The organism is Falsihalocynthiibacter sp. BN13B15 (assembly GCF_041205415.1).
In the GTDB taxonomy this organism is placed as follows: domain Bacteria; phylum Pseudomonadota; class Alphaproteobacteria; order Rhodobacterales; family Rhodobacteraceae; genus Falsihalocynthiibacter; species Falsihalocynthiibacter arcticus.
Map to the genome: position 1 here is coordinate 185369 of NZ_JBGFCE010000006.1, position 16070 is coordinate 201438.

10 protein-coding genes and 2 pseudogenes are annotated in these 16070 nt (G+C 54.8%); 4 read left to right on the forward strand and 8 right to left on the reverse strand.

Annotated features, from left to right (window positions below; all coding sequences use genetic code 11):
• Position 1 precedes the first annotated feature (1 nt).
• The 3 genes and pseudogenes from cobT to AB9F26_RS12445 form a co-directional block, all read left to right on the forward strand.
• Positions 2 to 1879, forward strand: coding sequence for a cobaltochelatase subunit CobT (gene cobT, locus AB9F26_RS12435; RefSeq protein ID WP_369768186.1), 1878 nt, complete (start codon positions 2 to 4; stop codon positions 1877 to 1879).
• Positions 1880 to 1914: 35 nt separating this feature from the next.
• Positions 1915 to 3714 (forward strand): annotated as a pseudogene (locus AB9F26_RS12440) (aminopeptidase P family protein); the annotation flags it as partial.
• A gap of 69 nt (positions 3715 to 3783) precedes the next feature.
• Positions 3784 to 4068 (forward strand): annotated as a pseudogene (locus AB9F26_RS12445) (DUF427 domain-containing protein); the annotation flags it as partial.
• On the opposite strand, the gene AB9F26_RS12450 reads toward AB9F26_RS12445, so the two are convergent.
• Positions 4065 to 5726, reverse strand: a complete 1662-nt coding sequence (locus AB9F26_RS12450) for a chloride channel protein (RefSeq protein ID WP_335585879.1) — start codon at positions 5724 to 5726, stop codon at positions 4065 to 4067. The pseudogene AB9F26_RS12445 and the gene AB9F26_RS12450 sit on opposite strands and share 4 nt — an antisense overlap.
• Positions 5727 to 5827: 101 nt before the next feature.
• On the opposite strand from AB9F26_RS12450, the gene AB9F26_RS12455 reads away from it, so the two are divergent.
• Positions 5828 to 7198, forward strand: a complete 1371-nt coding sequence (locus tag AB9F26_RS12455; protein ID WP_335585878.1) for an FAD-linked oxidase C-terminal domain-containing protein — start codon at positions 5828 to 5830, stop codon at positions 7196 to 7198.
• Between the two features lie 65 nt (positions 7199 to 7263).
• On the opposite strand, the gene recN is transcribed toward AB9F26_RS12455, so the two are convergent.
• From recN to AB9F26_RS12490, 7 genes are all read right to left on the reverse strand, one after another.
• Positions 7264 to 8916, reverse strand: coding sequence for a DNA repair protein RecN (gene recN / locus AB9F26_RS12460; protein ID WP_335585877.1), 1653 nt, complete (start codon positions 8914 to 8916; stop codon positions 7264 to 7266).
• 16 nt (positions 8917 to 8932) lie between these two features.
• A complete protein-coding gene (locus tag AB9F26_RS12465) occupies positions 8933 to 9772 on the reverse strand; it encodes an outer membrane protein assembly factor BamD (RefSeq protein WP_335585876.1) in 840 nt (279 codons plus the stop codon).
• 108 nt (positions 9773 to 9880) lie between these two features.
• Entirely contained in the window at positions 9881 to 10801 is a 921-nt protein-coding gene (gene lpxC, locus AB9F26_RS12470; protein ID WP_335585875.1) for a UDP-3-O-acyl-N-acetylglucosamine deacetylase, read from the reverse strand.
• A 211-nt stretch (positions 10802 to 11012) separates the two neighbouring features.
• A complete protein-coding gene (gene ftsZ, locus AB9F26_RS12475; RefSeq protein WP_335585874.1) occupies positions 11013 to 12608 on the reverse strand; it encodes a cell division protein FtsZ in 1596 nt (531 codons plus the stop codon).
• 179 nt (positions 12609 to 12787) lie between these two features.
• Positions 12788 to 14122 carry a cell division protein FtsA gene (gene ftsA, locus AB9F26_RS12480; protein ID WP_335585873.1) on the reverse strand — a complete coding sequence of 445 codons (1335 nt, stop codon included), beginning with the start codon at positions 14120 to 14122 and terminating at the stop codon, positions 12788 to 12790.
• Positions 14119 to 15051 carry a cell division protein FtsQ/DivIB gene (locus AB9F26_RS12485; RefSeq protein ID WP_335585872.1) on the reverse strand — a complete coding sequence of 311 codons (933 nt, stop codon included), beginning with the start codon at positions 15049 to 15051 and terminating at the stop codon, positions 14119 to 14121. The genes ftsA and AB9F26_RS12485 overlap by 4 nt, the downstream gene beginning before the upstream one ends.
• Positions 15039 to 15953 (reverse strand): D-alanine--D-alanine ligase, encoded by a 915-nt coding sequence (locus AB9F26_RS12490; RefSeq protein WP_369768187.1) that lies wholly within the window; start codon positions 15951 to 15953, stop codon positions 15039 to 15041. The genes AB9F26_RS12485 and AB9F26_RS12490 overlap by 13 nt, the downstream gene beginning before the upstream one ends.
• Positions 15954 to 16070: the final 117 nt, after the last annotated feature.

The window sequence follows — 16070 nt, forward strand, 5'->3', positions numbered from 1 at the left end:
TATGAATTCTAAGTCCGACAATCCCGCTGACCCGTTCAAAAAGGCCCTCGCAGACGCGACTCGTGTTTTGGCGAATGATCCTGAGCTTTCGGTCACCTTCACTGTCGATCCGGCCGGTAAAACCGCCGATTCCGTGCGCTTGCCACAAGTAAGCCGCCGCATGACCCGCGAAGAAGTGATGCTTGCGCGGGGCACCGCCGATGCTCTGGCACTGCGGCATAGGTTTCACAATCCAGAGACCCACAACCGTTACTTGCCCGAAGGGCAAATGGCGCGGGATCTCTATGTTGCGATGGAAAATGCTCGCTGCGAGGCCGTCGGTGGCCGCGAAATGCCTGGCGCTCTGAGCAACATTGACGCGAAAATTGACGCGGAATCCGTGCGTCGCGGGTTCGACAATATCACGGCTCAAGCCGACGCGCCCCTTGCCGATGCGGCTGGCTTTTTGATCCGCCATTTGGCGACCAAACGCCCTCTCCCTGCTGGGGCGCAAAACGTGATGGAACTTTGGCGTCCCTTTATTGAGGACCAAGCTGGCGGCACCCTTGACGACCTTGAGGCACAACTCGCTGATCAGGCAGGGTTTGCAAAATTCGCGCGCAAAATTATCCAAGACCTCGGATATGGCGACCAGCTCGGCGAAGACCCAGATGCTCAAGATGACGACTCCAGCGACGAGGCGGAACCCGAAGCCGAGGACGCCGAAGACCCCGATTCCACAGGTGATGATCAGGAAGACGACGAATCCGACGCTTCCCCCGAACAAAGCCAGGACGACAGCCAAGACCAGAGCCAAGCGCAGGTTTCCTCTGATGATATGGCCGACCAAGAAGAGGGCGACGAGGCCGAAATGCCAGAGGGCGACGCCCCGATGGACCCGCCTCCCCCCGCTGGGCATTCGGACGCCGACCCCGAATATCTCGTGTTTTCCACCGAAAATGACGAAGAAATCCGCGCCGAGGACCTCGCAGAACCTGCCGAACTTGAGCGCCTGCGGGCCTATCTCGACCAGCAACTCGACCCGCTCAAAGGGGCAGTTTCGCGCCTTGCCAATAAGTTGCAGCGCCGCCTTCAAGCGCAGCAAAACCGCAGTTGGGATTTCGACCAAGAAGAGGGTATGCTGGACGCGGGCCGCCTTGCGCGCGTGATCGCAAACCCCACCACGCCGCTCTCCTTCAAGGTCGAGCAAGACACCGAATTCCGTGATACCTGTGTGACGCTTTTGATCGACAACTCTGGCTCCATGCGCGGGCGGCCAATCTCGATTGCGGCGATCTGTGCAGACGTTCTTGCGCGGACTTTGGAGCGCTGCTCAGTCAAAGTGGAAATCCTCGGCTTTACTACACGCGCGTGGAAAGGCGGCCAAGCCCGTGAAAGCTGGCTCGCCCAAGGACGCCCACAACAACCCGGTCGCCTCAATGACTTGCGCCACATCATTTATAAATCTGCCGACGCCCCGTGGCGCCGTACCCGCCCCAATTTGGGGTTGATGATGAAAGAAGGATTACTGAAGGAAAACATCGATGGCGAGGCACTCGAATGGGCGCACCGCCGTATGATTTCCCGCCCCGAAGCCCGCAAAATCCTGATGGTTATCAGCGACGGAGCCCCCGTGGACGACAGCACCCTTTCGGTAAATCCGCCAAATTACCTTGAAAAACACCTTCGGGACGTGATCGCGATGGTTGAAAAGCGTAAAATGGTCGAGCTTTTGGCCATCGGAATCGGCCATGACGTGACGCGTTATTATGACCGCGCGGTGACGATCACGGATGTTGAGCAACTTGCAGGCGCGATGACGGAACAACTCGCCGCGCTCTTTGACAACGATCCTCGTGCACGCGCTCGGATAATGGGAATTAGCAAAGTCCGCAAATAGGCGAACGTCGACCAAACCAACAAAAAGGACGCCCCATGTTTCAATCCTTCGAGAACACCTCGCACCCCGAACATGGCCCCGCGCGTTTGGCCGCCTTACGGGAGCGTATGGCCACTGAGGGGGTAAGCGGCTACCTTGTGCCACGCGCTGACCGGTTTCAGGGCGAATACGTTGCCGATTGCGATGCGCGCCTTTCTTGGCTGACTGGGTTTACAGGCTCCGCTGGCTTTTGCGCTGCCCTCAAGGATCGCGCGGGCGTATTCATTGACGGGCGCTATCGCACGCAAGTTAAATCCCAAGTCGACTTGGCCCATTTTACCCCCGTTTCGTGGCCCGAAACTTCCCTCGGCGCGTGGCTTGCAGAACATGCACCAACGGGTAGCCGGATTGGGTTTGATACTTGGCTACACACGGTAAAACAAATTGCCGATTTGAAACGCACTCTCGATGGTTCGAACGTGCAAATGTGGCCTCTGGAAAACAATTTAGTCAACGATATTTGGAGCGACCGCCCCGCCCCGCCAAGCACCGCCGCCATCGCCCACCCCCTTAAATTTTCTGGCGAAAAAAGCGAAAGTAAACGTTTGCGTCTGGTCGAGATCATGACCGAGAACGGGATTGAACACCTCGTCATCACGCAACCGGACAGTTTGTGCTGGCTGCTCAATATTCGTGGTTCCGACATTGCGCGCAATCCCGTTGTCCAAGGCATGTGTATATTACACGCCGACGCCAGCGTAGACGTCTTTGCCGCCCCTGAGAAGTTTGTTGAACTGGAGGTCCATCTGGGAACGGGTGTCCGAATTCATCCCGAAGCCAGCCTCGGAACTGTCCTAGGGACCCTCACGGGAGCCACCCAAATCGACCCTGCAACAGCGCCCTATGCTATTGAAAAACTGTTAAAAACCGCAAAGATTGTACATGACGATGATCCTTGTGCGCTTGCCAAAGCTTGTAAGAACCCCGTCGAAATTTCTGGCGCGGATGCGGCACAGGTGCGGGATGGCATCGCGATGGCGGAATTCCTCGCGTGGCTCGACGCCGAAGCACCCAACGGTGAGTTGACGGAAATCGATGTAACCAAAAAGCTTGAGGGCTTTCGTACATCCAGCAATGAGTTGCGTGAGATCAGCTTCGAGACAATTACCGGCGCCGGCCCACATGGGGCGATCATGCATTATCGAGTCTCAAATGAGACAAATCGCGCGGCAAATCTGGGCGAACTCCTTTTGGTGGACAGTGGCGGCCAGTACCAAGACGGGACCACCGATATCACCCGCACCATCGCGATTGGCGACGTCGGAAAAAACGAAAAAACTTGCTATACCCGCGTCTTGCAAGGCCTTATCGCCATCAGCCAAGTGCAATTTCCACGCGGAACCTCCGGCAGCGACCTCGACCCGCTTGCACGGGTTGCTCTTTGGGCCGCAGGGCAGGATTTCAACCACGGAACCGGACATGGCGTAGGCAGTTATCTTTCGGTTCACGAAGGCCCACAACGCTTGTCAAAAACAGGAAAAGTGCCGCTTGAAGAGGGCATGATCCTTTCAAATGAACCGGGATACTATCGCGAAGGTTCTTTTGGCATTCGGTTGGAAAACTTGGTCGTTGTTGAGGCTGCGCCCACGCGCCCTTCTGGAGATCCTGAGCGTGAGTTTTTGAAATTCCGCACCCAAACTTTTACCCCCTTTGATCGCCGTTTAATTTTGGTCGATATGCTGACAAAATCTGAACGCGCGTGGGTGGACTATTATCATTATGACGTTCTTCAACGCCTCCAAGACAAGGTTTCGCCGACTACACTTACGTGGCTTCAAACTGCTTGCGCGCCCCTTCCCAACACGGGCAAGGCGCCAAATATTTCTGTTAAACCCGCCAAATCACTTTGTGTGGTCCGTGCCGGGGGAGCCGTTTTGGGCGAGAGCCATAACGCTCTTTTCTTGACCGAGGGCGACTATCCACCTGTCATCTATTTCCCGAAACAAGACGTGGCAATGGCGATGCTTGAAGCGAGTGAACGCACCACGATTTGCCCACATAAAGGCGTGGCGACCTATTACTCAATCCACACGAAAAGCACGGTGATCCAAGATGCTGTTTGGTGTTATGAAACGCCCAACTTGGGTGTAAGAGACATCGCTGGATATCTGGCCTTTTCGGGGGAAAATGTGGCGGTTGAACAGCTTTAGGAATGCTCCTCAATGGCGGTGCTGAGCAAAATTTCATTGTAGGCCGTGATAGCATCGATATGGAAAACGGCTCCTATCGCCGTGCCTTCCGCGTTTCGAACAGGTAAAAATTCATAGTTTTTCATTTTGAACATCGGTAAAATGTCTTCCAATGTTGCGTCGAAACGCACCGACTTCCCCTCCTCCACCATGGCGGCGCAGACGTCAATATCAGCTGCACGCGGGTGGTCATTCGTGCGAATAATTGAAGAAACGCCGATTTTTGACAGTAAATATTCACCTGAACCCGACGCAATATGAACCTCACGACGTTCCAGCAAGGTAAGGAAAAAGCTCTTGTCTACGAAGCGACTCGACAGAGCCGTCGACATGGAAACGGCAACCATCACGGCAAGTCCCGTTTGCCAGTCACCCGTCAGTTCAAACACAATCAACGTTGTGGAAATTGGCGCGCCGAGAACTGCGGCCGCAACCGCCCCCATGCCTGCCAAAGCGTAAATAGTTTCCGAACCGCTCACGTTTGGAAAAATGCTTGTCGCTAAGATCCCAAAGGCAAGTCCAGTCAACGCGCCAACCATCAATGCAGGCGAAAAAACACCACCGCCCATGCGCCCTGCCATAGTGATTGATACGGCAATAGTTTTGATAACGGCGAACATAATCGCCGTTTGAAAAACGAGGTTTCCTGTCAGCGCCGCCGAGGTCGTTTGATATCCAACGCCGATAATATGCGGAAACCAAATTGCGATAACACCCAGCATTGCCCCTGCAATTGCGGGGCGAAACCAACGCGGTATCCGGAGGTTCTCCTGAACAACGGTACCAATATCATCGGCCCAGAAGATTGATTTCATTAGCACAACAGAGACGATGCCACAAATCAAACCAAGGATTAGGAACGCGGGTAATTCAACGTAGAATGCCAATTCTCCCTGGCGCAGCAAGGTGAATTCTGTGACATTTCCAAACTCAAGCCTGCTCACCACCGTTCCAGCGACCGATGCAATAACGATCGGGGCGAAGGCGTGGACTGCAAAATGCCTTAAAATCACTTCGAGGGCAAAGAGGGCACCCGCGATGGGCGCGTTAAAGCTCGCGGAAACGGCCCCAGCGACGGCACATCCCAGCAAATCGCGTGCTGTAATTCCGTCAGCGCTAATCCGATTGGACACCCATGTCGAAACCACTCCGGCGAGGTGAACCACAGGCCCTTCGCGTCCGGACGATCCACCGGAAGATAGCGTGATCAAAGAAGCGAGCCCGCTCGCAAGGCCCTCTTTGATCTCAACACGCCCATTGTGCAGAGCCGCTCCCTCGATGACATCCGCCACAGAACGTACGCGCCCGTCCGCGGTAAAGTGATTTAGAATTAGCCCAACAAGGAGGCCGCCGATGGTCGGAATAAGGAGAATCCAGTACCACGGTAAATCGGTGACAAACGCATATTGGCTGCCAAGATCATCGCTAGCATAAAAGTAATTCTGGAGTTTTGTAATTGATTTTCGAAAATAGAGCGCCGTCGTCCCAGCAACCACGCCTATCACCAAAGCAATAAACCAAAACTGAATTTGCGAAGGACCCTGATGACGCACATGGCGCGCCGCATCAATAAGGCTCTGCAGAATCTGTGAAGTATAGGATTTAATCATTGACGACATAGACGGTTTTCTTTGCTCTTTCTGCGCGTTTTCCCTCGATAGGGTTTCCCCAGCGTATAACATCGCCTAGGCTCATGCGTGGTGTAAATAGAGGGGCCGCGATGACCATTCATTCCGCTTTAACCAAGCTATCTTTACTGTTAGGCGATCGCCTCTCTCGTTCCAAGTCCGATCTGAACAACCACGGGCAGAGCGAAACATATTTCCCACTCACCCCGCCTGATGCTGTAGCCTATCCTGATACCACCCTAGAGGTTTCAGAGATCCTAAAAATTTGTCATGCTGAGGATTGCCCAGTCGTGGCGTGGGGCGCAGGCACTTCTCTTGAGGGGCACGCGCTGGCGACACAGGGCGGTATTTGCCTTGATATGATCCGGATGAGCCAAATAGGCGACCTTCGGATCGAAGATTTTGCCGTGACCGTTGGACCGGGAATAACGCGCGAGTCTCTTAACCAAGAGCTTCGCACAACGGGTTTGTTTTTTCCCGTCGATCCAGGGGCAAATGCGTCGCTTGGAGGCATGGCCGCCACCCGCGCCAGCGGCACGACCAGCGTGCGTTATGGAACCATGCGCGACAATGTCCTTGGCTTAACCGTGGTTCTGGCTGACGGACGGATTGTCAAAACGGGTGGCCCAGTGCGTAAATCATCCTCGGGCTACGACCTCACGGCGCTGTTTTTGGGCAGTGAGGGGACACTTGGAATCATCACCTCGCTGACCCTGCGCTTGCAAAGCCAACCCGAGGCCATTTCCGCCGCTTCATGCGCATTTGAGAATATGGATGCCGCTATTGAAACGGTGATTACGACCATCCAGTATGGCATTCCAATGGCTCGTATAGAATTCGTCGATGCGGCCACCGCAGGGGCATTCAACGCCTACGCAGGCACAAAATTGCCCGAGACTCCACATTTACTGGTGGAGTTTCACGGCTCCGAGCGCGCCGTCGCCGAGGATGCCAAAAGGTTTGGAGAGATCGTTGAGGAAATGGGGGGCACTGGTTTTGACTGGTCCGACAAACCCGAAGACCGCACTGCTCTTTGGCGCATTCGCCACAATGCCTACTATGCGTGTTTGGCATTGCGACCGGGCGCTTTCGCCCTCGTCACCGATGTTTGCGTTCCGATTTCTCAACTTGCAAAAGCCGTACGCGAAACCCGCGCGGATATTGATGCCTCACCGCTCATTGGTCCAATCTTGGGGCACGTGGGCGACGGCAACTTCCACGCCATCCTGCTAATCGACCGCGAGAATGAAGGCGAAGTGGCCGAGGCAAAACGCCTCGCTCAGGCCATGGCCGAACGCGCTATATCCTTGGGTGGCACCATCACGGGCGAGCACGGAATCGGCCTTGGGAAGCGGCACCTCATGGCGCAGGAACACGGTCAGGAGGCGTGGGATTTGATGGGCCAAATCAAAAATGCACTTGATCCAACGGGCATCCTCAATCCGGGAAAAATCGTGCCCTAATGCTAGAATAGGTCAAAGAACACGCGTTCAAAGCCAAAAATTAAGCAAAAAATGTGTGAAATATGCTATCCGGCAAGCAGAGTTTTTGCGGCCGCGCGGGCCTGATCTGTGATCCTATCGCCTGACAGCATCCGTGCCACTTCATCCACACGTTCATCTGTCCCCAAAGCAACAACCGTGGAAAGAGTCATGCCATCCTCGACCGATTTCTGAACCCGCCAGTGATGCGCGCCAAGGGCCGCGACTTGCGGCGAGTGAGTCACAACAAGGATTTGCCCCAGCGTCGCCAACTCAGCCAAACGGCGCCCAACGGCATCTGCCGTCGCCCCACCGACCCCGCGGTCGATTTCGTCAAAAATCATTGTGGTTCCGCGCGTTTCGGAAGTGAGACAAACCTTCAACGCCAGAAGAAACCGAGAAAGCTCCCCGCCAGATGCAATTTTATTGAGTGGCCCCGACGGCGCACCGGGATTGGTGGCAACGGTAAAAATCGCTTCATCTTGCCCTTCTGGACCCGGCTCTGTGGCGGAAATTTCGGTGGCAAAAACAGCCCGCTCCATTTTGAGCGGCGCAAGTTCCTTGGCCATAGCCGCATCCAGTTTACGGGCGGCGTCAACGCGCTTTTCTGACAGGTCTTGGGCCGCGAGATCATATGCAGATTGAGCGGTGACCACGGCCCGCTTCAAACCTGCCATATTGCCCACACTTTGGTCTAACGTCTCAAGCCGAAGGCGCAGGGAATCCGCATGGGCGCCCAACTCATCAGGCAATACTTCGTACTTGCGCGCCAACCCGCGAATGGCGAAAAGACGCTCTTCGGTTTCCTCCAAATCAATGGGGTTAAACCGCAGATGCTCAACCGTGCTATCGACAGCCTGAATGGCATCCGAAAGTTCAGCCATTGCGCGCCCCAACGCGGCAATTGCTTCGTCAAGTTGGCCGTCAATTTGTAGGGCGGAATCCTCCAACCAGTTCATAGCATTGGAAATTTGCGCCTCCGCTCCGTGGCCGCCCAAGGCCATATTCGCCTTATTGATGTCGTCCAAAACCCGTTCTGCGGCCTGTAATTGACGGCGCAAAGTATCGAGTTCTGGTTCTTCTCCGGCCATGGGAGCGAGCAAATCCAGCTCCTCTACAGCATGACGTAGGAAGTCTTCTTCTTTGCGAATTTCGGCCAAATGTGCCTCAGCCTTCTCCAATTCTTTTGTGGCGTCGTTTAACCCACGCCACTTCAAACGCACGTCGGAAAGTTCGCCATCCAAGGTGGCGTAGGTGTCCAAAATCTGACGATGACCGCGCGGGTTGAGCAAGCCACGATCATCGTGCTGGCCGTGCAATTCGACGAGGGTTTCCGACAAGGCTCGTAGCACTTCTCCCGAACAGCGCCGATCATTGATCCACGCCGTTTTACGCCCTTCATTGGTATTTATCCGCCGTAGGATGAGTTCTCCGTCAGCGGTTGGAAACCCAGCGTCGCGCAGGACACCCCATGCGGCATGATCGTCCTGCAATTCAAAGCTCGCGGTCACTTCCCCTTGCTCGGCCCCGGCGCGAACAAGCTCCGCACGCCCGCGCCAACCAAGAACAAAACCGAGTGAATCCAATAGGATAGATTTTCCCGCACCCGTTTCTCCCGTCAATACATTTAACCCCGGCTGGAACTCAAGTTCCAACCGGTCAATGATTAACATGTCTCGAATTTCTAAGCCGCGCAGCACAGCAAATCTCGCAGAATTACAGCCATTCGCCACGAATAGCTTGGCGATAGAATTTACCCATCCAATTCGCGCCAAACAACCCAGGTTCAAGGCCTTGCCCTTTTAGCAATTCATAGCTGTCTTGGTACCAAACCGTGGATCGGAAGTTATATCCAAGAATGGCGGCAGCCGTTTGAGCTTCTTCGACAAACCCCAAGGCCAAGTAGCTCTCAACGAGGCGCATCAAGGCCTCTGGAGTGTGACTTGTGGTTTGGAAGTCCTCGATCACAACACGGAATCGATTGATCGCCGCAGCGTAGTGTCCTTTTTTGAGGTAGTAGCGCCCAATTTCCATTTCTTTGGCCGCAAGATGATCAAACGCGAGATCAAACATCAGAATCGCTGACCGCGCATATTCGCTGTCTGGATGACGTTCGATTACCAGTCGCAATTGCTGCAACGCTTGATACGTGAGGCCCTGATCGCGGCCAACGTCATCAATTTGGTCGTAGTAGGACAGCGCCAAAAGGAATTGCGCGTAAGCAACATCCTCCTCAGCGGGGTAGAAATCAATGAAACGTTGTGCCGCGATACGGCTATTTTCATAGTCCTGATCGCGATGATAGGAGAACGCTTGCATGATCAATGCGCGTTTTGCCCATTCGGAATAGGGGTAAAGGCGTTCAACTTCGCCAAACAGCCGCGCGGCTTCTTCGGGGTCACCCGCCTCAAGATCAAATTCCGCACGAGTATAAATCTCCTCGGGAGTAAACGTCTCGAGGGGGATATCTTTGCTGGAATTGCCGCCGCAGGCCATCAACAACGTGAGACCGCAAAGCAAAGTAATTCGAGTTGGCCAAGCCGCTGCGCGTCTCATTCAGCGCCACCTTTAAAATCTGTTCGAAGGGGAAAACCCCAAACCTCACGCCGTTCTAGCACAGAAAAATCCTAGGCAAAACGTCTTTACGTTACATTAGGAAGGGATTTATTCGGCCGCAATCGGGATATCGGTGGCGTGCAGGCCAGCGCCGGGCAAACGCGCAGAGACGCGGGCGTCGCATTTCACCCATTCCCAAGCATTGGCGTCTGCAAAAATTGCTCTGAGGAGTTTGTTGGTGAGGGCATGCCCCGCGCGAATCCCTGTGTAGCGCCCCAAAATGGGTCCGCCAGCGAGGGCAAGATCGCCTAACGCGTCGAGCATTTTGTGGCGCACAGCCTCGTCGCGGTGACGTAGGCCACCAGGCGTCAAGACGTCATCACCATCAATCACAACGGCATTCTTCACAGAACCGCCCAAAGCAAGCCCTGCGGCACGCATCGCATCGACATCAGATTGTCGACAAAAAGTCCGGCTATCGCAAAGTTCGCGCACAAAAGCGCCATTTGCCATGCTAAGTTTCTTATCTTGTTTGCCAATGGCAGCGTCATTGAAACGAATGTGGAAATCGATATGCAAAGTTTCTGCGGGCTCGATACGGGCGATTGCGTCGCCGTCACGTACTTCCACAGTTTTCAAAATCTTCAACGCTCGGATTGGTGCTTTAAGATCCTTGCGCCCGACCATTAAAATAGCGGTCACAAATTCGGCGGAACTTCCGTCGAGAACGGGGATTTCTGGGCCGTCTACGTCGATCACAGCGTTTTGTACGCCACACCCTGCGAGCGCGGCCATGATATGTTCGATCGTTGAAACGGAAGCGCCAGAGGCATTTGCGACACGGGTGCAAAGCTGCGCAGGCGTCGTCGCATCATATAACGCGGGGATACGGTTATCCCCTTCAAGGTCGCTCCTGACAAACCAAATTCCGCTATCCACTGCCGCCGGTTTTACAACCATGCGAACAGGGGCCCCAGAGTGGAGACCTATTCCGCGAAATGTAATTGGCTTGTTCAAAGTAGTTTGCAATGGATGCTCCATAACGGCCTCGGAACGTTCTTTGCTCCGACACAGGAGAGATAAGCTCCCACTGTGTTATGTACAATTCAATCTTTGTAACTGAATGAAACATGCGCTTTTCACCTAGGCGGTTGTTTGCGCAAAAATACGCAACACATTGTAATTAAACAAAAAAGGGCCGCCCCGAGGGGCAGCCCAATTGTTACAACTGTTGAAATATTTAGTTAGCTTGGCGGCGCAAAAACGCTGGAATGTCGATACGCTCTTGCTCAGGATCCGGCTCATGTTCGGTTTCAGCAACGGGGGCCTGCACCTGTGGTTGCTGGCGTGCAGTGGCTGTACGCGCGCCCTCCTCGGCTGCGTGGCCTGTCATTCGGTTGATCAAAGAGTTGATCCCAAAGCGTGGTTTTTCAGGTTCAGCTTGTGGCTGAGGAGCAGGTTTTGCTGCAGTTTGACCATAGCCAGCCGGAGCATGCGGAACCTTCGAAGCCGCGGCGCGAAGACGATCCAACGCTTCAGGAGAAGGCGTTCCCGGTGTCCTGGGTTTAGGAGCGACAAAACCTTCGGCTTCGTTCTCAAACCGTACTGGCTCTTCAGCAAACTGAGGCGAAGGAGCCGCTTGTTGTTGCGGTTGGTATGCCGGAGCAGGAACTTCTTCCTTGGCCCGTGGAGTTGGCGCAAAGAAAGAAGGCGTTTCTTTTTCAGCTTCCGGCTCCGCAAACAAGGAAGGCTCTTTGCCTTGTGCTTCTGCGGCTTGGCTCAATTCTTGAGCAACTTCATCGGCAAGTGAGGAATGCTTCAACGGTTCTGCGAGGGAACGACGCGCTACGGGAACTTCTCCGGCGCCGACACGGGCGTCAATTCCAGTGGCCACTACGGAAACGCGCATGACGCCTTCCATTTCAGTGTCCAAAGTCGAGCCAACGATGATGTTCGCCTCTGGATCGACTTCCTCGCGAATGCGGTTGGCCGCTTCGTCGAGTTCGAACAATGTGAGGTCGTAGCCACCTGTAATATTGATAAGAACGCCGCGTGCGCCGCGCAGGCTAATTTCGTCAAGCAAGGGGTTCGCGATGGCTTTTTCGGCGGCTTGAACGGCGCGATCTTCGCCTGTGGCTTCGCCCGTTCCCATCATCGCTTTGCCCATTTCGTCCATCACGGAACGCACATCTGCAAAGTCGAGGTTGATGATGCCGGGGCGAACCATAAGGTCGGTTACACCTTTGACACCTTGATACAGAACGTCGTCCGCAAGACTAAAGGCTTCGGTAAATGTTGTTTTTTCATTCGCCAAACGGAATAGGTTTTGGTTCGGAATGATGATCAGGGTATCGACAACTTTTTGCAGCGCTTCAACGCCCTCTTCGGCTTGACGCATCCGTTTCGCGCCCTCGAATTGGAACGGTTTGGTCACAACGCCTACGGTCAAAACACCCAACTCGCGCGCGGCCTGCGCGATGATTGGCGCCGCGCCGGTTCCGGTACCGCCCCCCATACCTGCGGTAATGAAGCACATGTGCGCGCCCGCGAGGTGGTCAACGATCTGTTCGATGCTTTCTTCAGCAGCGGCGGAACCTACGGAAGGCCGTGCCCCCGCGCCCAGACCTTCAGTGACCTTGATGCCCATTTGAATGCGTGCTGTGGATTTGCTCTGCTGCAACGCTTGGGCGTCGGTATTCGCGACCACAAACTCAACACCATCGAGTTGTTTGTCGATCATGTTGTTTACGGCGTTACCGCCGGCTCCACCAACACCGAAAACGGTGATCCGTGGTTTGAGATCGTCTTGCTCGTGAATACTAAGATTTAAAGTCATCGACTGGTCCGCCTGTGATACAGTGCCACCCGTCCCGGGGCGACAAATTTGCCTGATTTGCACCGATTTTATCGAGAAATTTGTCAAACGTCACGAAAAAAACGCGTTAATGACACAAAATATAGTCCGTCAGGCCGAAAAGTTTGGCGATATCTTGCCGAAACTACCATATTTTGCGTTTACCAATTATCTTTGAACCATTTCACGGCGCGTTTTACCGACCGTGCTGGATACCGTTCTGTGGGAATATCGAAGTCCCACCACTCATCTTGCGGGTTTGCAGCAAACAAACACAGCCCAACCGAGGAGGCAAAAGCCGCCCCCGTAGCCGATTGAGGCAAGCCCTGAACCCGTAGCGGACGCCCCATCCGCACGCGCTGTCCTAGGATGCGCGTGGCCAAACCATCAAGGCCGGGAATTTGGCTTCCACCGCCGGTCAGAACAATTTGCTGGCTTGGCAGGTGATCAAATCCGGCGGCCTCAAGACGCGCCCGCGTCTCCTCGAGAATTTCCTCGACCCGTGGTCGCATAATCCCGATCAATTCAGCGCGACTAACGGTACGACGGTCTTTTTCCCAATCGCCGCAGTCCCCACCAACTTCAATTTTTTCGCGGTCGTCCATTCCCGTGGCGACAACGCCACCAAACAGGGTTTTGATCCGTTCCGCAGTTGCCATCGGCACTTGAAGGCCTTTGGAAATATCGTTGGTGATGTGATCGCCCCCCAGTCGAACCGAGTCAGAATAGATCATGTGTTTTTTCATGAAAATCGACAGCCCCGTAGAACCGCCACCCAAATCGATACAGGCCGCGCCAAGCTCTTGCTCGTCCTCAACCAAGGCCGAAATCGCCGAAGCATATGAACTCGAGGCCATACCCGCGAGTTCGAGATCGCACCGTTTGATACAATAAATCAGATTTTGAATGGCATTCGCGTCAACGGTCAAAACATGCATATCCGCTGCCAAACGATTGCCTATTTGCCCGCGTGGATCGCCAAGACCCGTGCGGTGGTCCAGCGCAAAATTCACCGGTTGGGCATGTAAAACTTCGCGCCCTGCCCCGAACTCCGGCACTTCACAGGCCGCCAAAACACGTGCGACATCCTGTTCGCTGACGGTCCGTTCCTGAACATCGATGCTACCCGCCAACCCATAGGACCGTGGCCGTGCGCCCGAAAAACACGCGATCACGTGATCGACCCGCAGATTGGCCATTTTTTGTGCGGCTTGAACAGCGGTGCGAATGGCACGCTCTGTTTCGGCCATTGCGTCAATTTCCCCGAAACTCACCCCACGCGACCGCGTGGTCGCCGCTCCAATAACCCGAAAACTGCTCTGCCCTGCCATCGAGCCAACACCATCAAAATCGTGGGGTTTTTCCGGTCCGTCAAAGCGCAATATCAAACAGGCGATTTTCGACGTTCCCACATCCAAAATTGCCACAACACCGCGCTGCATGGCGGCTTCTCTCATGTTGCGCATCGCTCGTTGGCTTTGGTAAAGATCGGTCATGGATACTGGGCTCCGCTATTAATAATGGGGGCATCTTCGGGCGAGACATCTGGAACAGGCTCTTTAAGGCGAAGGGTTGGGCGCTTTTCAAGCCGCATATCAATGACGGCCACGTTGCGCGCCAACAAATCCCTGACTGTATTCAGCGCAATCACGCGGTGCAGCGCTTGGCGGGGATTTGTTTCGGGCAAAAGAACCCGTTGGCCATTGTCCAATACAAGGTCCCACCGACGCTCGCCCACCCGCACAAGACCGCGCACGTGATCGTAAATCGGAGCCGCAGAGGCCAACAGTTCAAGGGCTTCTGGAATGGCTTTATCGGCACCAAATCCCGTCACCAACGGCAAATCAGGGCGCGATGCCCGCGCGGGCACCTGTACAACCCGATGCCCTTCGGCATCTAACAATTCAACCGCGTCCGTGCCGCGCCAAACAATTACCGGCACGCGCTCATCGACGCTCACCTGCAATACGCCGCCAACGCGCACCTGCACATTCACCGAGGCCACCGCATCAAGTTCGGAAATAGCCGCATGCATTTGCTGCAAATCCAGATCAAACGAACTCATCGGAAAATCCAGAGGGAAAACTTCGCGAATATCTTCGGCAAGCTCAATCGAAGCCCCGTCCACGGCCATCATATGCACCATAAATGCGGGGCGATGCTCAATATCCTCGCGCAATTGCAGCGACCAATCCACAATCGCCTGCCGACGATCGGCACTCGCCAATAGGCCCCCAGTAATCATACTTACAACCAAAACGGGCAAGCCAACACGCACAATTTTACGAAACGTCGGTGTGAGCCAAAGCCGCTGGGCGCGATAGGCGACACGGCTTGGGGCGGGGTCACGTTTAGGGGATTGGGTGCGACGCGAAGAGAGACCTGCGACCTGACGCGCGCCAGAATTAAAGCCTACCTCTGACATGATGCATCCTCCACCAGCCAACGACACAACCCGCCAAACCCGATGCCAAACACATCTGCCTGTTCAGGTGTCAGTGACGTTGGAGTCATTCCGGGCTGGGTATTGGTTTCCAACAGGATCAACCCGTCAAGGCCACGCACTTCATCCCAGCGGAAATCTGTACGCGTCACGCCGCGACATCCCAAGGCCACATGGGCCCGGCGGGCATAGTCCAGGCACGCTGCGGTGATCTCGGGCGGAAGATCGGCAGGCACCACATGACGAGAGCCGCCGGGCACATATTTCGCATCGTAATCGTACCAGCCATCGGTCAGGATATCCGTCACTCCAAGGGCACGGTCGCCAACGACCGTTGTGGTTAATTCACGGCCCGGCGCGAAGGCCTCGACCATGACGATTTCGGGCATATCATCAGAAAGGGTTGGCGGGGTATTCGCACCCTCGGCCACCAGATAAACGCCAACGGAGGAGCCTTCGTTATTTGGCTTCACCACGTAGGGAGGTGCCATCACGTGGCGCGCGGAAACTTCGGATTTTGCAAAAAGACCGCTCTCGCAAACGGGCAAACCCGCCGCGCGAAACATTTCCTTGGAGCGTTCCTTATCCATCGCGAGAGCCGAAGCCAAAACGCCGGAATGTGTATAGGGGATTTTGAGCCATTCGAGCAAACCTTGGACGCATCCATCCTCGCCCCAACGCCCATGCAACGCGTTGAAAACAACTTCTGGGGCGATCTCAAGAAGACGTGCAGCTAGGTCCGGACCCGCGTCCAGTTCAACTACCTCAAATCCTTCGTCCCTAAGTACAGCTGCGCAACCGCGCCCACTTGAGAGAGAAACTTCGCGTTCCGCAGAAGGTCCTCCCAGCAATACTGCCACTTTTTGGGATGCCCCGCTCGACATGCCCGCCTCTTATCATTTGCGACCCTTCTATGAGGATCTTGGTGCGCCCGATTTTGGGCATCTGATTCTACTCAAGATTTCAAACGCAGAACGCCCGAATCCAGATAGTTCGTTTTA